20 protein-coding genes are annotated in these 17,336 nt (G+C 53.9%); 17 read left to right on the plus strand and 3 right to left on the minus strand.

The annotated features are described in order from the left end of the window. Positions 1-14 precede the first annotated feature (14 nt). Complete coding sequence (locus IEW12_RS00940) at positions 15-1,043, plus strand: NADP-dependent oxidoreductase (protein WP_188564128.1); 1,029 nt, start codon at positions 15-17, stop codon at positions 1,041-1,043. 42 nt (positions 1,044-1,085) lie between these two features. Here IEW12_RS00940 and IEW12_RS00945 read toward each other — a convergent pair whose 3' ends face one another. Beyond that, entirely contained in the window at positions 1,086-3,281 is a 2,196-nt protein-coding gene (locus IEW12_RS00945) for a prolyl oligopeptidase family serine peptidase (RefSeq protein WP_188564129.1), read from the minus strand. A 52-nt stretch (positions 3,282-3,333) separates the two neighbouring features. Here IEW12_RS00945 and IEW12_RS00950 point away from each other — a divergent pair, with 52 nt between their 5' ends. Together IEW12_RS00950 and IEW12_RS00955 are read left to right on the plus strand one after the other, a co-directional pair. Then, positions 3,334-3,846, plus strand: a complete 513-nt coding sequence (locus tag IEW12_RS00950; RefSeq protein WP_188564130.1) for a hypothetical protein — start codon at positions 3,334-3,336, stop codon at positions 3,844-3,846. Between the two features lie 45 nt (positions 3,847-3,891). Next, complete coding sequence (locus tag IEW12_RS00955) at positions 3,892-4,209, plus strand: hypothetical protein (protein WP_188564131.1); 318 nt, start codon at positions 3,892-3,894, stop codon at positions 4,207-4,209. A gap of 151 nt (positions 4,210-4,360) precedes the next feature. Here the strand turns inward: IEW12_RS00955 and IEW12_RS00960 are convergent, their stop codons facing one another. Beyond that, complete coding sequence (locus tag IEW12_RS00960) at positions 4,361-4,807, minus strand: Lrp/AsnC family transcriptional regulator (protein WP_188564132.1); 447 nt, start codon at positions 4,805-4,807, stop codon at positions 4,361-4,363. A 151-nt stretch (positions 4,808-4,958) separates the two neighbouring features. On the opposite strand from IEW12_RS00960, the gene IEW12_RS00965 reads away from it, so the two are divergent. From IEW12_RS00965 to IEW12_RS00990, 6 genes are all read left to right on the plus strand, one after another. Beyond that, positions 4,959-6,050, plus strand: coding sequence for a saccharopine dehydrogenase family protein (locus tag IEW12_RS00965; RefSeq protein ID WP_188564133.1), 1,092 nt, complete (start codon positions 4,959-4,961; stop codon positions 6,048-6,050). A gap of 79 nt (positions 6,051-6,129) precedes the next feature. Next, on the plus strand, positions 6,130-7,647 hold the full coding sequence (amaB, locus tag IEW12_RS00970; RefSeq protein WP_188564134.1) for an L-piperidine-6-carboxylate dehydrogenase: 1,518 nt from the start codon (positions 6,130-6,132) through the stop codon (positions 7,645-7,647). Positions 7,648-7,846: 199 nt separating this feature from the next. Next, positions 7,847-8,728 (plus strand): substrate-binding periplasmic protein, encoded by an 882-nt coding sequence (locus tag IEW12_RS00975; protein ID WP_188564135.1) that lies wholly within the window; start codon positions 7,847-7,849, stop codon positions 8,726-8,728. A 107-nt stretch (positions 8,729-8,835) separates the two neighbouring features. Next, positions 8,836-9,618 carry a transporter substrate-binding domain-containing protein gene (locus IEW12_RS00980; protein ID WP_188564136.1) on the plus strand — a complete coding sequence of 261 codons (783 nt, stop codon included), beginning with the start codon at positions 8,836-8,838 and terminating at the stop codon, positions 9,616-9,618. 14 nt (positions 9,619-9,632) lie between these two features. After that, positions 9,633-9,923, plus strand: a complete 291-nt coding sequence (locus tag IEW12_RS00985) for a helix-hairpin-helix domain-containing protein (protein WP_188564137.1) — start codon at positions 9,633-9,635, stop codon at positions 9,921-9,923. A 100-nt stretch (positions 9,924-10,023) separates the two neighbouring features. Then, positions 10,024-10,251 carry a VF530 family protein gene (locus IEW12_RS00990; RefSeq protein WP_443098501.1) on the plus strand — a complete coding sequence of 76 codons (228 nt, stop codon included), beginning with the start codon at positions 10,024-10,026 and terminating at the stop codon, positions 10,249-10,251. A gap of 15 nt (positions 10,252-10,266) precedes the next feature. Here the strand turns inward: IEW12_RS00990 and IEW12_RS00995 are convergent, their stop codons facing one another. Beyond that, positions 10,267-11,037, minus strand: coding sequence for a transporter substrate-binding domain-containing protein (locus IEW12_RS00995; protein WP_188564138.1), 771 nt, complete (start codon positions 11,035-11,037; stop codon positions 10,267-10,269). Between the two features lie 203 nt (positions 11,038-11,240). Between IEW12_RS00995 and iscR the strand changes: the two genes are divergently transcribed. From iscR to iscX, 8 genes are all read left to right on the plus strand, one after another. Further along, complete coding sequence (gene iscR, locus IEW12_RS01000) at positions 11,241-11,714, plus strand: Fe-S cluster assembly transcriptional regulator IscR (RefSeq protein WP_188564139.1); 474 nt, start codon at positions 11,241-11,243, stop codon at positions 11,712-11,714. 48 nt (positions 11,715-11,762) lie between these two features. Then, positions 11,763-13,016, plus strand: coding sequence for an IscS subfamily cysteine desulfurase (locus tag IEW12_RS01005; RefSeq protein WP_188564140.1), 1,254 nt, complete (start codon positions 11,763-11,765; stop codon positions 13,014-13,016). A 66-nt stretch (positions 13,017-13,082) separates the two neighbouring features. Further along, on the plus strand, positions 13,083-13,490 hold the full coding sequence (gene iscU, locus IEW12_RS01010) for a Fe-S cluster assembly scaffold IscU (protein WP_188564141.1): 408 nt from the start codon (positions 13,083-13,085) through the stop codon (positions 13,488-13,490). A 30-nt stretch (positions 13,491-13,520) separates the two neighbouring features. After that, on the plus strand, positions 13,521-13,844 hold the full coding sequence (iscA, locus tag IEW12_RS01015; protein ID WP_188564142.1) for an iron-sulfur cluster assembly protein IscA: 324 nt from the start codon (positions 13,521-13,523) through the stop codon (positions 13,842-13,844). A gap of 115 nt (positions 13,845-13,959) precedes the next feature. Beyond that, on the plus strand, positions 13,960-14,463 hold the full coding sequence (gene hscB, locus IEW12_RS01020; RefSeq protein WP_188564143.1) for a Fe-S protein assembly co-chaperone HscB: 504 nt from the start codon (positions 13,960-13,962) through the stop codon (positions 14,461-14,463). Between the two features lie 78 nt (positions 14,464-14,541). After that, positions 14,542-16,407, plus strand: a complete 1,866-nt coding sequence (gene hscA, locus IEW12_RS01025; RefSeq protein ID WP_188564144.1) for a Fe-S protein assembly chaperone HscA — start codon at positions 14,542-14,544, stop codon at positions 16,405-16,407. A gap of 31 nt (positions 16,408-16,438) precedes the next feature. After that, positions 16,439-16,777, plus strand: a complete 339-nt coding sequence (gene fdx, locus IEW12_RS01030; protein ID WP_188564145.1) for an ISC system 2Fe-2S type ferredoxin — start codon at positions 16,439-16,441, stop codon at positions 16,775-16,777. A gap of 25 nt (positions 16,778-16,802) precedes the next feature. Next, positions 16,803-16,997 carry a Fe-S cluster assembly protein IscX gene (gene iscX, locus IEW12_RS01035; RefSeq protein WP_188564146.1) on the plus strand — a complete coding sequence of 65 codons (195 nt, stop codon included), beginning with the start codon at positions 16,803-16,805 and terminating at the stop codon, positions 16,995-16,997. The last annotated feature ends 339 nt before the right edge of the window (positions 16,998-17,336 follow it).

The raw sequence follows: 17,336 nt of genomic DNA on the forward strand, positions 1-17,336 counted from the left end.
TCTCGGGAGTGATTATGCAAACCAGAATCTTTAACAATAAACAATGGTTTTATGTGAGGCGCCCGGATGGCCGCGTGGGCGCCGAGCACTATGAACTCCGAGAAAGCGCGATTGACGATAGCTTGGCCAATAATGAAGTGCTGGTGCAGGCGCGCTATATCAGCGTTGATCCGTATATGCGCATCCAGCAGCATGAACGCAGGACTTATGACGTGCCGCATCCGCTGGGAATCGTGCAGCGGGCAGGCGTCGTTGCCCAGGTGCTGGCTTCTGCCAGCGAGCGTTTCCAGCCTGGCGACTGGGTGCTTGGCTATAACGGCTGGCAGTTATTTGATAAATGCCATGCCAACGATCTGCAAAAGCTGGATGCGGAAGCCGCTCCCGTCTCGACTGCACTGGGTGTACTCGGCATGCCCGGCAGGACTGCATGGTTCGGTCTGATGGAGGCTGGCCGCCCTCGCCCGGGGGAAACCCTGGTTGTATCGGGCGCAGCGGGTGCCGTGGGCTCTCTGGTTACGCAGTTTGGCAAACGCGCCGGCTGCCGCGTGATAGGGATTGCCGGCGGCGCAAAAAAATGCGCGTATCTGTTGAATGAGCTGGGCCTGGACGGAGCCGTCGACTATAAGGCCTTTTCCAGTGCAGATGCGCTGGCCGCAGAGATCCAGAAGCAAACCGGCGGCGTCGATATCTATTTCGACAATGTGGGCGGCATGGTGACCGATGCGGTCATCCCCTTGATCAAGCTGAGAGCGCGCATCATCATTTGCGGCACCATCAGCCAGTATGACGGCGGCCTGGACCATCCTGACCTGGCTCCGCGCATGTTGCAGCATATGCTGTTCCAGCGCGCGACGATACAAGGCATTCTGGCACGCGATTTTGTAGCCAGGATGGATGAAATGCGCGCCATCGTTGCGCCCTGGGTCAAGAACCGCGAAATCGTCTTTGATGAAACCATCGTAGATGGATTCGATCAATTGCCACAGGCGTTGAACATGCTGTTCGAAGGAAAAAACGTCGGCAAACTGCTGGTGCGCGTTTAAATATCTACTCATCTAAGCAGGCCAATACACTTGGGCCGGGATCTATTTGTAGCTGTATCCCGGCGCATCCATCTGCCACAGGAAGAAGGACCAGACATCGGCGGTTTCGGCAATTATCTTTGCTCTACTTGATCCCATGCCGTGCCCGCCGTCATAGTCGATGCGCAGTAGTACCGGCTTGCCACTGCTTGAGGCAGCTTGCAGTCTGGCCGCAAGCTTGGACGACATCCAGGATGCCACGCGGGGATCATTGGCTCCGGTCGTGATGATAACGGCCGGGTACGCCACGCCGTCACGGACGTTGTGATAGGGGCTATTCGATAGCATGGCCTTGAACTGCGCAGGATTCTTGACTGTACCGAATTCTGCAATATTTGGCGGCCCGTTTGGCGTCAGCTCTGCCCGTAACAAATCCGATAAACCCACCCCGCTATGGGCAGCCGCAAACAGTTCCGGCCGGCGATTGATGGCGCCGCCTATGGTGATTCCGCCTGCGCTTTTCCCCTGCCCTGCCAGTTTAGTGCTGGATGTGTAATTGTTCTTGATCAGATATTCGGCTGCTGCGATGAAGTCCAGCGCGGTGTTTGCCTTGTTCAGGATATGCGCTCCCTGATGCCAGTCTTCGCCCAGCTCGCCACCTCCGCGTACATGGGCAATCGCGATGACGCCGCCCTGCTCCAGCCACGCGAGGCGCATCGGATCAAAATTCGGCGACATGGTTAAACCATAGGCGCCATAGCCGCTCAGGATGGTGGGGTTGCTGCTATCCAGTTTGATGTCTTTGCGGTATAGCAGAGACATTGGCACCTGAACGCCGTCATGGCTTCTGACCATCACCAGCCTGGTCGCGATGTTGCTGAAGTCTGCTCTGGAGGGTTGAACAATGCCCACGTCATTGAAACGCCCTTCTGCCGAAACCTTGAATACGGCCTTGGGACTGGTCCAGCCTTCCAGTGCAATCGATGCACCCTCGTCGGTGGAGTCGGCGCCAATCTGGCGTATTGTTCCCGCAAATGGCAGTTCTGGCGCATTGGTTTGTAAACTGCTGTGATCGAGCCGTATGAGTTTGCTGCTGCCGTTCGCCAGTGCATGCAGATACAAGGCATCCTTGGCGACTGCACCGCCGCGCAACACGTCGCTGCCCGGCTTGACGACGGTCTTGGCGGTGGAGAGATAAGGTTTTTTCAAATCAAGCTGCAGTATCTTGCCGCGCGGCGCTTTTTGGTAGGACAGCAGATATAGCTGGTCTCCATGCAGCCACGCCGCATGAATCTGGTCAGCCGGAGCTGCCAGCTTTTGCCAAGGAGTGGCATTACCTTTTAGATCCGCCAGTTTTGCTACATACAAGCTGCGGTCTACCGCATCGCCATGCTCGACTTCCGCTATCACGTAGGTCGAGTTGGCATCGGTGATGAGGTGAGGCAGATCAGCGGTGGCAAAGGGCCGTTGTGCGTTCAGGCCAAAACCGATCAAAGCCTGGTCCTTGTCCGGGCTCTGAGCGATGATATGCTGCCAGACCACGCTCTTGTTATAGCGCTCGCCGACGCCTTTCGCATCCTTCTTTGGCAGGCGGTTATAGAAGAAGCCGCTGCTATCCGGCAGCCAGGCCATTCCGTGGTGATTCAGGCCTGCTCTGTCTATGGATTCCGGCAGTTGGCTGGCATCTTCCACCTTGATGATTTTCAGGACGCTATTTTCCGAACCTCCCTGTGACAGCCCGACAATGACCATTGCAGCATCCAGTGAAGGATACAGGAAGTCGATCGCATAGGTCTTGCCGGGGCTTGACATTGAGTCCGGGTCCAGCAGCAGCTTCTGGCCGCCCGTTGCGGCATTGCGTACGAACAAGCGGCGGCCATTACGGCCCGCCTCGGCCAGCAGGTAGAACTGCTGGCCCCGCACTTCAACCAGATTCGCGATGCTGTCGGAAGCATTGTTCAATTCGGCCAGTCTTTGCATCAGGGCAGTCCGCCCTGAAATATGCTGCAGCACATTTCCTGTGAAGTCGGCCTGTGCTTTCATCCAGGTGCTGACTTCCCCATCTGTCAGTTGCTCCAGGTAGCGATAAGGGTCATTGACCTTGGTGCCGAAGTAATTGTTGACGACGGTGCGTACCGGACTTGCCGGAGGCTTGCCCCATGCGGGAGCGGCGGAATCCGCTGCTTGTACATGATTGATGCACAGACTTGCCAGGAGGAATATAGCTGTCGCAAAGCGGCCTTGTGAGGATAAAAGCATGTTGGCTCTAGAGAATTGTTGCTGATTATTATAGGTGGCTTATCAATAAGTCATGAAAAAACTGCCAGTTTATTTGCATTTCAGCCCTGCTTTCACCTGCTTTATTCCCGCATTCCGGCATTTCGTCGCATTGCATTGGCAACAAGAAGAAGTCTTGTCTACAGTGCTGACATCGACACAAGCTTACCAGCAGGAGAAAAACATGAAAATCAGCACTGTACTGCACCCATCTGTTCTCACCAAGCTCGCCCTGTGTGCGGTATTCTTCACTAGCTTGCTGACGATAGCTCTCACCGCAACATCAACTGCTCGCAATATGTCCCCAACACCTGCTATCATGGTGGACGATACGGTTCATACAGTGATCATTTCGGCAAAGCGCCTGTCCAACGAACAGAAGCAGGCAATGGCGACACAAGAGGCTGCGCAACAGGTACAGACTGTTGTCCTTACAGCAAAACGCTTGTCGGCATCAGAGAAACTGGCCAGCCTGCGGCAGGAGCAAGCCTCTTTAATCTCATTGAATTCTGCCGCAAGAGCCAAAGTAGCAACGCAATTTAGCTAAGATTCGCATATTATTATCATTGATACCCTGGAAGACAGAATAATCATGTTAAAGAAATCCGCTTTATTGGGCATTGCCTTGTCCACCATGATGGTCGGTAGCGCCCTGGCGCTGACCATGCCGGAAAAAACAACGCAGCTCGACAGCCGCAAGGCGCTGAGCGCCGCCGCTGCATCGGCCTCTGCCAGTGCCGTAGCGCAGCCGGTCTATCTGGACAGGACAGGTGTAGACAGAGCGTCTATCCACTTGCAAATTTTGCAGCAAACGACGACGCATTTTGCTGAAACCTGCCCCGATAAAAAAAACTCCGCTGATGAAATGAGCGGCGGTCGTGCTGTGATGAAGCCCGCCAGTCAATCCTGATCTTCTGCAGTAAAAACAGGCTGTGGACCGATGTCTTCACAGCCTTGCCGGCGAGAACTATCCTGCCCTTCCACCCTGCCCGCCTTCAGCATTTCCTGCTCTGCCAGTAGTTGTCCTTGTTTTCCTCTATTAGTCCTATTTCGCCTTGCCGTTATAAAGCCCCGCGGTCTATCCGTTTGCTCAGGATAATAGACGTAGAGGTCTGCCTTACGCCATCCAGCGCACCTATCTGATCCAGCAAGCGATCCAGTACTTCTGTCGTAGCACAGCGCAGGGTCAGCATGTAGTCAATGGCGCCGCTGACTGCGCACAAGGTTTCCACTTCCGGCAGTTGTTGCAGGAATTTCATCAAACTGGGTGCATAGCGGGCCTCGACCGACAAGCCCACATAGGCACGTACTGCCGGCTGGAACATCTCCTGGTTCAGCTTCAAGCCGTAACCCGCGATCACTCCCCTTTTCTCCAGCGCATTGATGCGGGCGATGACCGTTGTCCTGGCAATATCTACCTGCTTGGCGATCGTCGTTACCGGCAGGCGTGCATTGTCCATCAGCAACGCCAGTATTTTATTGTCGATATCGTCCAGGCTGGGCTTCATTTGGTCATTTTGTAGTAAAAATTGGTCATATTGTTGCGATGTGGGTCATCTTGACGATATTTTACACTCTATTATCTGACAAAACTTGCCAATACACTTACTCCAGTTGCATCACATACCAATACCCTCATCACTGCATACTGGAGACCCCATGACAACGAAACTCATACTGCTAGGCGCAGGCAAAATCGGCGACGCCATCCTGAATCTGCTATCGCACACCGGTGATTATCAGATCACCGTGGCCGACCGCGATCCGCAGCGCCTGAAGTATGTCGAGCAAGCTGCGTTCCCAAATGTGAAGGTAGTGCAGGCTGATCTGTCCGACAAAAATGCAGTCACGGAATTGATCCGTGACCATCAGGTAACCTTGTCCGCCTGCCCTTACTTCCTCACCCCCATCATTGCAGGTGCGGCCAAGGCAGCGAATTCCCATTATTTCGATTTGACAGAGGACGTGGAAAGCACACGCGTGGTCAAGCAACTGGCGGAAGGCGCAGACTGTGCTTTCGTGCCGCAGTGCGGCCTGGCTCCTGGGTTTATCTCTATCGTCGCCAATGATGTTGCAAAACGCTTTGACCGCCTGCGCGATGTAAATATGCGTGTCGGCGCATTGCCGACTTATCCTAGCAATGCACTCAAATACAACCTGACCTGGAGTACCGACGGCCTGATCAATGAATACTGCAATCCCTGCGAGGCGATTGTGGACGGCGATCTGCGCGAAACCTCTGCGCTGGAAGAAATCGAGCACTTCTCTCTGGATGGCGTTGATTACGAGGCTTTTAACACCTCCGGCGGCCTCGGCACCTTGTGCGAAAGCCTGGCGGGCAAGGTGCAAAACCTGAACTACAAGACTGTGCGTTATCCCGGCCACCGCGACATCGTCAAGATGCTGATACGCGACTTGCAATTGGGCCAGCCCGACCGCCGCCATATCCTGAAAGAAGTGATGGAAGCGTCCATCCCTATGACCAAGCAGGACGTAGTGCTGGTCTTTGTCAGCGTTGCCGGCACCCGCGAAGGCCGCCTGGAACAGGAAACCTATGCGAAGAAAATATACAGCCAGGTTGTCAATGGCCAATTGCTGTCTGCGATCCAGTTGACTACCGCTTCCGGAATTTGCGCTATGGTGGATCTGGTAGTTCAGGGTAAACTACCGAAACACGGACTGGTGCGCCAGGAGCAAGCCACTCTGTCGGACTTCCTGGCAAACCGCTTTGGACGTTACTACGCTGTTTAAATCAGGCAAGACCTTGATTTAAAAAGGAAATTGAATTTTAAGGCGACCCGCAAAAACTGGGCCGTTTTCGGAGACCTACATGGAAACAAATCAAGCTACCCTGGCAGCCCTGCTGTCCGAGATGGGAGCCAATCTTGCTGATTACGCTGGCAAGGATATTACCAGCACCTCGCCTATCGACGGCCAGGTGCTCGCCGTTCTGCGCGCCGACAACGCGGATCAGGTAAAAGCCAAGATAGACCGCGCCCACGCGGCCTTTTTGCAATGGCGCAATGTGCCGGCGCCGCGCCGCGGTGAGCTGGTGCGCCTGTTTGGTGAAGAATTGCGCCTGCATAAAGAGGCCCTCGGCAAGCTGGTAACACTCGAAGCGGGCAAGATTTTGCAGGAAGGCCTGGGCGAAGTGCAGGAAATGATCGACATCTGCGATTTCGCCGTAGGGCTGTCGCGCCAGCTGTATGGCTTGACTATTGCATCGGAGCGCCCTGGTCACAGGATGATGGAAGTCTGGCATCCGCTGGGCGTGGTAGGTGTGATCTCGGCGTTCAACTTCCCGGTTGCAGTATGGGCCTGGAATGCAGCACTGGCCTTTGTATGTGGCAATAGCGTGACCTGGAAGCCTTCTGAAAAAACGCCATTGACGGCTGTTGCCGTACATGCGCTGTTCCAGAAAGCGGTCGCACGCTTTGGCAGCGATGCGCCAGTTGGCCTGGCTGAGCTGATCATCGGCGACCGCGAAGCAGGCTCGCAAATGGTCAATGACAAGCGCGTTCCATTGGTCAGCGCCACCGGCAGCACCCGCATGGGACGCCAGGTTGCTCAGGATTGCGCAACCCGCCTTGCAAAAACCATCCTGGAACTCGGCGGCAACAATGCGATGATCGTCGCCCCTAGCGCCGATCTGGAAATGGCTGTACGCGCGATTACTTTCTCCGCAGTAGGCACTGCAGGCCAGCGCTGCACTACCCTGCGCCGCCTGTTTGTGCATGACAGCGTGTACGACACACTGGTACCGCGCTTGAAAAAAGTCTATGCAGGTTTGCCTATCGGCAGCCCTTTGCAAAAAAGCACGCTGATCGGTCCCCTGATCGACCATGCTGCTTTTGACTGCATGCAAACCGCGCTGGCCGCAGCACGCGCAGAGCAAGGCCAGGTATTTGGTGGAGAACGTGTTGCTGTAGCCGGCTCCGAGGGCGGTTATTATGTTCAGCCGGCCCTGGTTGAAATGCCTGCACAAAGCAATGTGATGCAGCACGAAACCTTTGCACCTATCCTGTACATCGTTCGCTACACGGATCTGCAGCAAGCCATCGCCTTGAATAACGATGTACCGCAAGGGCTGTCGTCCAGTATCTTCACAACCGACGTGCGTGAAGCGGAACGTTTCATGTCGGATAGCGGCAGCGACTGTGGCATCGCCAATGTCAATATCGGCCCTAGCGGTGCTGAAATCGGTGGCGCTTTCGGTGGCGAGAAAGAGACCGGCGGAGGCCGTGAGTCCGGTTCAGACGCATGGAAAGCCTATATGCGCCGTTCCACCAATACGATCAATTACAGCGACTCACTGCCGCTGGCGCAAGGCATCAGTTTTGATATCTGAATTTGAGCGTTTTTAGGCAAGGGCAGAAAGCCGGTTTTGCGTAAGCAGGCCGGCTTTATTTTTTGGTAATGAATTGGTATGACTGACGTATTGGTTGTGATTTAAAGAATGTTTGCTTTTTGAAACAAGCGGCACTGGATATACTAGGAGCTTACGCTGGTCTTTAGAGCCGGCGAGATAGGCTAACTGGGGGACCTTAATGAAGCTGGCCGCACGTGCATACTATCTGGCCTGTCTGAATATTGCCTTAATTTTAGGCGGTTTCCTGCTCTCCCCCGGCGCCGTTGCCGACGAACTTGTGCACTACCCCAAACCTGCACTCGCGAATGATCCCCAGGTTAAATATTTTTTGTCCTTGCTGCAGTTGGCTCTCAGCCACAGCAAAAAAAACTACGAGCTGGCTCCTACATCAACAAAAATGCTGCAGGCTGGCGTCATACGCGATATGACTTCACCCAATGGGCAGGTGGATCTGTTCTGGAGCATGACTACCGACGAGCGCGAGGCACAGTTGCTACCCGTCCGTATTCCGTTGGACAAGGGCTTGATAGGCTGGCGCATCGCGCTGATTAAACCCGATAAGGCGCCGCTTTTCCATGGAGTGAAAACCATCAAAGACTTGCGAGGGATCAAAGCCGGCCAGGAGCAAAGCTGGCCTGACACGGATATCCTGAAAAGCAATGGCCTGGAAGTTGTGACCGCGAGCTCGGAAGATGCGATGTTCAGCATGCTGATAGGCGGCCGCTTTGAATATTTTCCACGCTCGGTCTTGGAAATTCAGGCGGAACTGCAATTGCATCCCGCCCACGGATTGATTATGGAAAAGGAAGTTATCCTGCATTACCCATCTGCTTTCTACTTCTTTGTCAGTCCCCGCCGGCCGGATTTGGCAGAGGATGTGCGTGCGGGACTGGAAAAAGCGATCGCAGATCGTAGCTTTGAGCGCCTGTTCCAGCAATACATGCAGCCTGCCATAGACGCCGCAGATATCAAGCACAGGCGTATCATAGAACTGAAAAACCCTTTGCTGAGCAGTGACAGATTGCCCTTGCACCGCGCGGACCTGTGGTACCAGCCCTGAGAAAAATGAGCTCCCCCTTTTTGCTTCGCTGTTTTTACGCCCTCCTTCTGATATCGTTCCAGTTGCCATTTCAGCCTGCTGCGTGCGCGGCAGACGCGAATCGCATAGTGCGCTATCCCACGCTGATGGCGGATGATGATCCCTTGCAGGAATATGTGCTCGCAGCACTTGATCTGGGACTCAGGCACAGCGGCAAAGACTATCAACGAGTCGCCAGCAGCGCCAAGATGCAGCAGGCACGCGCGATACAGGAACTGCTTTCCGAGCAGGGGCAGCTTGATCTGCTGTGGACCATGACGACGGCTGAACGGGAGGCGCAGCTGCTGGCCGTCAAGATACCGATAGACAAAGGCTTGTTTGGCTGGCGTATCGCGCTGGTTAAAAGAGGTCGCGGCAATATCTTTAAAACAGTCATGAAGTCGAAAGATTTGCAGGCTTACAGTGCCGGCCAGGAACATGATTGGCCGGACACGCCTATCCTGCGCAGCAATGGCCTGCCTGTGGTGACGGCCACTTCCTATGAGGCCTTGTTCAATATGCTGGACGGCAAGCGCTTTGACTATTTCCCTCGCTCGGTGATGGAAATCTGGCAGGAGTACAGGGAGCACCCTTTCCATAACCTGGAAGTGGAAAAAACCATCGTGCTGCACTACCCTACGGCCTTATATTTTTTTGTGAGCCCCCGGCGTCCTGAACTGGCGAAAGACTTGCATGCCGGGCTGGAAAAGGCGGTGGCGGACGGCAGCTTTGAAAGATTATTCCGGAAGCACTTGCTTCCGGCGATCAAAAAAGCGAATATCCAGAAACGCCGCGTCCTTGAGCTCAGCAATCCTTTGCTGGGGCCGGATAGTTTACCGGGCAAGCGTCCCGAGCTCTGGTATAAGCCCTAACATTTAAAAGTGCTATGAAACTTCAGATACTGAAAGAAGAGGTCCAAAAGCTGGAGGATTTGCCGAATATAGGCAAGGCGGCTGCGGCTGATCTCCGTTTGCTGGGTATCTTCCGCCCGCAGGAATTAGTCGGGAAAGATCCTATGCAGCTATATCTGGATTTGTGCGAACGGACCCATGCCAGGCACGACCCCTGTGTGCTGGATACCTTCATGTCTGCGGTGCGTTTTATGGAGGGAGCCCCGGCGTTGCCTTGGTGGGCTTATACGAAAGAACGCAAGGCACTGCTTGATGCCAAAAAATGAAATCTGGCGAGGCGCGTTTTGCCATACAGGCTTGCGCTAGCCAAGAATTTGAGTATGCTGCTTTTCAGGGCTGGTTGGCCAAAGCGGCGCTAAGGTTTGAATGATGAATCAAAAAAATACGCAGTTATCCCTGCAGGGCATGACACTGGAAGCCATCCTGAATGACCTGGTTGCAGCTTACGGATGGGAAGAAATGGGAAGGCGTATTGATATACGCTGCTTTACGCATGATCCCAGCATCAAATCCAGTTTGACATTCCTCAGGAAAACCCCTTGGGCCAGGGCCAAGGTGGAAGAGCTGTACTTGCAACCGCGCGGCGCCGGCTAGCATTCGCTCGGGCTCCTATTTGAGCCACTTATTGAATACCTGCTGATATGCGCCGGTTTCCTTTTGCATATGCATCCAGGCATCCACCCAGGCTTTAAAGGGCACATCCCCTCGCGGGAGCATGAAAGCTTTTTCAGCAAACTGCAATGGCTTGTCTGGATTGATCGCACATAGCTCAGTATGCTGCTTGCTTTGCCATAAGGTCTCGCTGCTATCTGTCACCATGATGTCGGCCTTGCCTTGTACGATCTGCTCAAAGATGCTGACATTATCGTTGTGTAAAATCAGCTTTGCGCGTTTGAAATTGGCGCGTGCGAAACGCTCATTGGTGCCACCCGGATTGACGATGGCCCTGGTCGCTGGCTGGTCTATCATTTCCAGGGATTGGAATTTGGCAGTATCGGTGCAGCGTGCAATGGCCGATTTTCCATCCAGCATATGCGACTCTGCAAAACCCGCCTTTTTCAGTCTGTCCAGCGTGATGGATACGCCGCCCATCGCGATATCGCACTTTTCCAGAAAATCGTTCATCAGGCCGGGCCAGCTTGTTTTGATGAACTGAGCTTCCACACCCATGGCCTTGGCGAGGGATTGGCCAAGATCGACATCCATGCCCTCGAACACCCCGTTGGACTGCTGATACGTGAATGGCTTGTAGTCGCCGGTCATGCATATCCTGAGTTTGCCTGATTTTAAAACCTCGTCCAGGCGAGAGCTCTGGGCGTGGGCGATGCTGCCAAAAATTGTCGTCAAGACAATTAAGGCGTAAATAAAAGCTTTTCTCATGTTGATTATTGTTATGTCAGCGGTCATATGAAGGGCAGGAATTGGAGGTTTCACCATAGCGCAACGAGGGCTATTCCTGACAGAATCACTCAAGTTTGTTATACTTGATCAAATTGCTCAACATCTCAGGGCAAAAGTAACTAATTTGTTAAGAACAACTAGTTGATTAATAGCAAAGCGGCAACGCTTGGAGTAAATGACTCATGCGCCTCACCACTAAAGGCCGTTTTGCAGTAACGGCCATGATAGACCTGGCATTGCGCCAGGACAAGGGTCCAGTGACACTTGCGGGTATCAGCCAGCGTCAGGATATCTCTTTGTCTTATCTGGAACAGTTGTTCGGCAAATTACGCAGGCATGAAATTGTTGAATCGGTACGTGGCCCCGGCGGCGGTTATAGCCTGGCGCGGAAGGCGCAGCAAGTCACTGTTGCCGATATTATCATTGCAGTCGATGAGCCATTGGACGCGACGCAATGCGGCGGCAAGGAAAACTGCCACGGTGCAGACCAGGCTACCGGCGCCCGTTGTATGACGCATGAGCTGTGGGCAACGCTGAATGCGAAAATGGTGGATTATCTGGATTCTGTGTCTTTGCAGGATCTGGTGAATCAGCAAAGACAGAAGAACGCGGAAAAGAGCGTGGTGGTGATGCATCACAACCACGCAACGCCTTAGTGCGGACTTTACGACTGAATACACAATATTATTTTACTGGAGCAATACATGAACGCCCCTCTGGAAAAAAGCTTGATTGATGCCATCAAGGCTCCGCACTTTCCAATTTATATGGATTATTCGGCAACGACGCCGGTAGATCCGCGCGTGGCCGACAAGATGATTCCTTTCCTGCGTGCGCAATTCGGTAATCCGGCATCGCGCAGCCATATGTATGGCTGGGATGCCGAGGCGGCAGTTGAAGAAGCACGCGGCCATGTGGCTGCGCTGGTCAATGCGGATCCGCGCGAAATCATCTGGACTTCCGGTGCGACCGAAGGCAATAACCTGGCGATCAAGGGTGCAGCGCAGTTTTACAAATCCAAGGGCAAGCACATCATCACGGTAAAGACTGAGCACAAGGCTGTGCTGGATACCGTGCGTGAACTGGAGCGCCAGGGCTTTGAAGCGACTTACCTGCAACCGCAAGACAACGGCCTGATTACGATCGAGCAGTTGAAAGCGGCGATCCGCCCAGACACCATTCTGGTATCCGTGATGCTGGTCAATAATGAAATCGGCGTCATCCAGCCTATCGACCAGATCGGTGAGCTGTGCCGCGAGAAAGGCATCATCTTCCATTGCGACGCTGCCCAGGCAACCGGCAAGGTCGTTATCGACCTGCAAAAGACCAAGGTCGACCTGATGACCTTCACCGCCCATAAAACCTATGGCCCTAAAGGTGTTGGTGCGCTGTACATCTGCCGCAAGCCGCGTGTTCGTATTGAAGCGCAAATGCACGGTGGCGGCCATGAGCGTGGCCTGCGTTCAGGCACCCTGCCTACCCACCAGATCGCCGGCATGGGTGAAGCTTTCCGTATCGCCAAAGAAGAAATGGATAGCGAGCTGGTGCATATCAAGGCAATGCGTGACCGCCTGGCTAAAGGCCTGCAGGAAATCGAAGAAACCTACGTCAACGGCGACATGGAACACCGTGTTCCACATAATCTGAACGTGAGTTTCAATTACGTAGAAGGCGAATCGCTGATCATGGCGATCAAGGAAATCGCGGTTTCTTCCGGTTCGGCTTGCACTTCCGCCAGCCTGGAGCCTTCCTATGTATTGCGCGCACTGGGCCGTAGCGATGAACTGGCGCACAGTTCCATCCGCTTTACGATAGGCCGTTTTACGACAGAAGAAGACATCGATTTCACGATCGATTTACTGAAAGCCAAAGTTGGCAAGCTGCGCGAGCTGTCGCCACTGTGGGACATGTACAAGGATGGCATTGACATCAGCTCCATCCAATGGGCTGCACATTAATCCTGTGCAGACAGATACGAAGCTGGTTTTAATCCTACTCAAATAAATTAGGCAAGGAGCATCAAAATGGCATACTCAGAAAAAGTGTTGGACCACTATGAAAATCCACGTAATGTCGGCGCTTTCGACAAGGGTGACGACACCATCGGCACCGGTATGGTAGGCGCGCCTGCCTGCGGCGACGTCATGAAACTGCAAATCAAGGTCGGCGCGAACGGCCTGATCGAAGATGCGAAGTTCAAGACCTATGGCTGCGGCTCTGCGATCGCTTCTTCCTCCCTGGTGACAGAATGGGTCAAGGGCAAGACGCTGGATCAAGCATTGGCGATCAAGAATACCCAGATCGCTGAAGAACTGGCATTGCCGCCAGTGAAGATCCACTGCTCCATCCTCGCGGAAGATGCGATCAAGGCAGCTGTGCTGGACTACAAGACCAAGCATGGTGATGCAGTTGTTGCCAATCAGGCTGCCTGATTTCGATTTCATTTATTTAGGCTTCTGAACATGGCAATCACCTTGACAGAAAAAGCCGCGAAGCACGTGACGCGGTATATGGAGCGCCGGGGCAAAGGCATAGGCCTGCGCTTCGGCGTTCGCACCACCGGCTGTTCCGGCATGGCATACAAGCTGGAATATGTAGATGAAGTCGGCAACGAAGACAGCGTGTTTGAGTCGCATGGCGTAAAAGTATTTGTCGATCCGAAGAGCTTGCCTTATATCGACGGCACCGAGCTGGACTTTGCCCGCGAGGGCCTGAATGAAGGCTTCAAATTCTATAACCCCAACGTCAAGGACGAATGCGGGTGTGGCGAAAGCTTCAGGATTTAACGCCATTCCGGCGCCGGAACAATACAAAGCTTGCCATCATTGACTATGGATTGACGGCGCTTTGTCTCTCCAGCGCCCTCATCCATCGGTCCTCTCTCCACCGCCTTTACGCATAATGCAAAATCATTTCGAGCTGTTCCACCTTCCCCAACAATATGCGCTGGATCTTGCTCAGCTCGATATTGCTTACCGGGAAGTTCAGGCAACGGTACATCCTGACAAGTTTGTGCAAGCCGGCGATGCGGAAAAACGAGTGGCGATGCAATGGGCAACCCGTGCGAATGAAGCTTACCAGACGCTGAAAAAACCTTTGAAGCGTGCGACCTACCTGTGTGAGCTGAATGGTGTGGACCTGCAGTCGGAATCCAATACGTCGATGCCAGCCGCTTTCCTGATGCAGCAGATGGAATGGCGCGAGGCTTTTGACGATGCGCGCCAGGCCGGCGATATCGCGGCGCTAGACAAACTGGAGTCGGATCTACATGCAGCGTTGAAGTCCGAGTTGAATGCTGCCGGACAGGCACTGGATGCGGGCAATTTTGTTCTGGCGGCGCAAATCGTGCGTGCCTGCATGTTCCTGGAAAAATTCATCGCCGACATCGCGGTTCATGCCGAATAGCGAGTCAGGGCCTGGTAACTGAAAAGCCTGCAGGCGTTATACTTCACATATTGTTTGCAACATCCATAAAAAAATTCAATGGCACTTCTCCAGATTTCAGAACCAGGCATGTCCACCGCGCCGCATCAGCACAGGCTCGCGGTAGGGATAGACCTGGGCACCACCAACTCCCTGGTGGCAACCGTTCGCAATAGTATTCCCGAAGTATTGAATGACGAAGAAGGCCGCCCTCTGCTGCCGTCTGTCGTGCGTTATTTGCCGAATGGCCATGCACACATAGGCTATAAGGCGCAAGCAGCGCAAACTACAGATCCCAAGAACACAGTGGTCTCGGCCAAGCGTTTCATGGGGCGTGGTTTAAAGGATATCGCCTACGCGGAAAACTTGCCCTACGATTTTCACGACGCGCCTGGCATGGTGCAGTTGAAAACCGTTGCCGGCCTGAAGAGCCCTGTGGAAATCTCTGCGCAGATACTTGCCACCCTCCGCCAGCAGGCCGAGGATGCGCTGGGCGATGATCTGGTGGGTGCGGTGATTACGGTGCCTGCTTATTTCGATGATGCACAACGGCAGGCAACCAAGGATGCGGCCAAGCTGGCCGGCCTGAATGTCCTGCGCCTGCTGAACGAGCCGACTGCGGCTGCTATCGCCTATGGCCTCGATAATGCATCTGAGGGTATTTATGCGGTCTACGATCTGGGCGGCGGCACCTTCGATATTTCCATCCTGAGGATGAGCAAGGGTGTTTTTGAAGTGCAGGCCACCGGTGGCGATTCCGCGCTGGGCGGCGATGACTTTGACCACAGGCTGTTTTGCTGGGTATTGCAGCAGGCGCAGTTACCTCCGCTGTCGGATGAAGATACCAGCCTGTTGATGGTCAAGGCGCGTGAAGCAAAGGAAATCCTGTCTTCGCAGACCTCCACCCATTTCGACGCCATACTCAGCACCGGTGAGGAAGTCCATCTCGTCATTGAGGCAGCCGTTTTTGCTGAAATTACCCAGCATCTGGTGGCCAAGACGATTACCCCTTCCAAAAAAGCGCTGCGCGATGCCGGGTTGACAGTCGATGATGTGGACGGTGTCGTGCTAGTTGGCGGCGCTACCCGTATGCCGCATGTGCGCAAAGCCGTCGGCGAATTCTTTCAGACCACTCCGCTCGCCAATATCGATCCTGACAAGGTAGTGGCCCTCGGTGCTGCAATGCAGGCCAATCTGCTGGCCGGCAACCGCGCGCCTGGCGATGACTGGCTGCTGCTGGACGTGATTCCATTGTCTTTGGGCGTAGAAACCATGGGCGGGCTGGCTGAAAAAGTCATTCCACGCAATTCCACCATCCCTTGCGCGCGCGCGCAGGAATTTACCACTTTCAAGGATGGCCAGACCGCACTGGCAATCCACGTCGTACAAGGTGAGCGTGAGTTGGTCAGCGATTGCCGCTCACTCGCCAAATTTGAGCTACGCGGCATTCCGCCGATGGCGGCAGGCGCTGCGCGTATCCGCATCACCTATCAGGTGGATGCAGACGGCTTGCTGTCGGTCTCTGCGCGTGAACTGCGTTCCGGCGTCGAGGCGTCGATTGTCGTCAAGCCTTCTTATGGACTGGGTGACGACGAAGTGACACGCATGCTGCAAGATTCCTTTAAATCCGCCGAAGGCGATATGCAGTTGCGTGCATTAAAGGAGGAACAGGTTGAAGCGGAACGCATTCTGTTGGCGACCCAATCGGCGATGGATGCGGATAGTCATTTGCTGTCTGAATCCGAGCGCGAGTCCGTCTCGCAATTGATGCAGCAGGTGCGGGGATTGGCTGCAACAGCCGACCACACCCAGCTCAAGCAGGCGATAGAAGCCCTGGCGGACGGAACGGAAGAGTTTGCGGCGCGACGCATGGACCAAAGCGTGCGCACGGCCCTGGCCGGAAAAAAACTGGACGACATCGTCTGAGATGACTCCTGAAAATTGAATAGAGAAAACAATGCCTCAAATTATTGTATTGCCCCATCCCGTGCTGTGCCCTGAAGGCGTAGTGATTGATGCGCCTAAAGGAAAGTCTTTGTGCGAAGCCTTGCTGGAAAACGACGTCGAGATCGAGCACGCCTGCGAGATGTCATGTGCCTGCACCACCTGCCACGTTGTGATCAGGGAAGGTTTCAAATCCCTTAACGAGTCCACCGATGATGAAGAAGATCTGCTGGACGCAGCATGGGGTCTGGAAGCGACTTCCCGCCTGTCATGCCAGGCCGTAGTCGGCGATGAAGACATAACGATAGAGATTCCCAAGTACACGATCAACCACGCCCGCGAAAATCATTGAGCCTGACGGCTAAAGAGGTGATCCTATGAAATGGACTGATTCGACACGTATCGCCGAAGCGCTATACGATAAGTTTCCGGATATTGACCCGCTGACGATACGCTTCACCGACCTGCATCAGTGGGTATGTGAACTGGATGGCTTTAACGATGATCCGCAGCGCTCGGGCGAAAAAATCCTGGAAGCCATACAAATGGCTTGGATAGAAGAAGCCAAATAGGCATCTCGACTGATGCTTAAATGAGCACCCAAATAGCTGTTCAAAAACAACCCGTCTCTTTCCAGGCGGGTTTTGTCTTTTTTGGGCTGGCATAACTTGCCGAAACGTAAAAAATCTTCTACTATTGGCAAGCTTGCCCGTAATGAAGAGAAGATGTAGCTGGCCTATCAAATTCAAGATATTGCACGCTGTGCATATTGCGGGAGGCTTTGCAGATCATGCGTGGCATTGCGTTTGGAGTAGTTTCCGTCTTGTGAATTCGTTTCCGCGCAATACGGAAATACTTCTGCCGGACCTGACCTTCTAAATTCGCTCATCAGAAAGTGATGCACAAGGATC

Source organism: Parundibacterium terreum, assembly GCF_014636315.1.
Taxonomy (GTDB): Bacteria; Pseudomonadota; Gammaproteobacteria; order Burkholderiales; family Burkholderiaceae_D; genus Undibacterium; species Undibacterium terreum.

Coding starts and splice junctions, on each gene's coding strand:
- IEW12_RS00940 (WP_188564128.1), top strand. CDS start 15: ATGCAAACCAGAATCTTTAACAATAAACAATGGTTTTATGTGAGGCGC.
- IEW12_RS00945 (WP_188564129.1), bottom strand. CDS start 3,281: ATGCTTTTATCCTCACAAGGCCGCTTTGCGACAGCTATATTCCTCCTG.
- IEW12_RS00950 (WP_188564130.1), top strand. CDS start 3,334: ATGAAAAAACTGCCAGTTTATTTGCATTTCAGCCCTGCTTTCACCTGC.
- IEW12_RS00955 (WP_188564131.1), top strand. CDS start 3,892: ATGTTAAAGAAATCCGCTTTATTGGGCATTGCCTTGTCCACCATGATG.
- IEW12_RS00960 (WP_188564132.1), bottom strand. CDS start 4,807: ATGAAGCCCAGCCTGGACGATATCGACAATAAAATACTGGCGTTGCTG.
- IEW12_RS00965 (WP_188564133.1), top strand. CDS start 4,959: ATGACAACGAAACTCATACTGCTAGGCGCAGGCAAAATCGGCGACGCC.
- amaB (WP_188564134.1), top strand. CDS start 6,130: ATGGAAACAAATCAAGCTACCCTGGCAGCCCTGCTGTCCGAGATGGGA.
- IEW12_RS00975 (WP_188564135.1), top strand. CDS start 7,847: ATGAAGCTGGCCGCACGTGCATACTATCTGGCCTGTCTGAATATTGCC.
- IEW12_RS00985 (WP_188564137.1), top strand. CDS start 9,633: ATGAAACTTCAGATACTGAAAGAAGAGGTCCAAAAGCTGGAGGATTTG.
- IEW12_RS00990 (WP_443098501.1), top strand. CDS start 10,024: ATGATGAATCAAAAAAATACGCAGTTATCCCTGCAGGGCATGACACTG.
- IEW12_RS00995 (WP_188564138.1), bottom strand. CDS start 11,037: ATGAGAAAAGCTTTTATTTACGCCTTAATTGTCTTGACGACAATTTTT.
- iscR (WP_188564139.1), top strand. CDS start 11,241: ATGCGCCTCACCACTAAAGGCCGTTTTGCAGTAACGGCCATGATAGAC.
- IEW12_RS01005 (WP_188564140.1), top strand. CDS start 11,763: ATGAACGCCCCTCTGGAAAAAAGCTTGATTGATGCCATCAAGGCTCCG.
- iscU (WP_188564141.1), top strand. CDS start 13,083: ATGGCATACTCAGAAAAAGTGTTGGACCACTATGAAAATCCACGTAAT.
- iscA (WP_188564142.1), top strand. CDS start 13,521: ATGGCAATCACCTTGACAGAAAAAGCCGCGAAGCACGTGACGCGGTAT.
- hscB (WP_188564143.1), top strand. CDS start 13,960: ATGCAAAATCATTTCGAGCTGTTCCACCTTCCCCAACAATATGCGCTG.
- hscA (WP_188564144.1), top strand. CDS start 14,542: ATGGCACTTCTCCAGATTTCAGAACCAGGCATGTCCACCGCGCCGCAT.
- fdx (WP_188564145.1), top strand. CDS start 16,439: ATGCCTCAAATTATTGTATTGCCCCATCCCGTGCTGTGCCCTGAAGGC.
- iscX (WP_188564146.1), top strand. CDS start 16,803: ATGAAATGGACTGATTCGACACGTATCGCCGAAGCGCTATACGATAAG.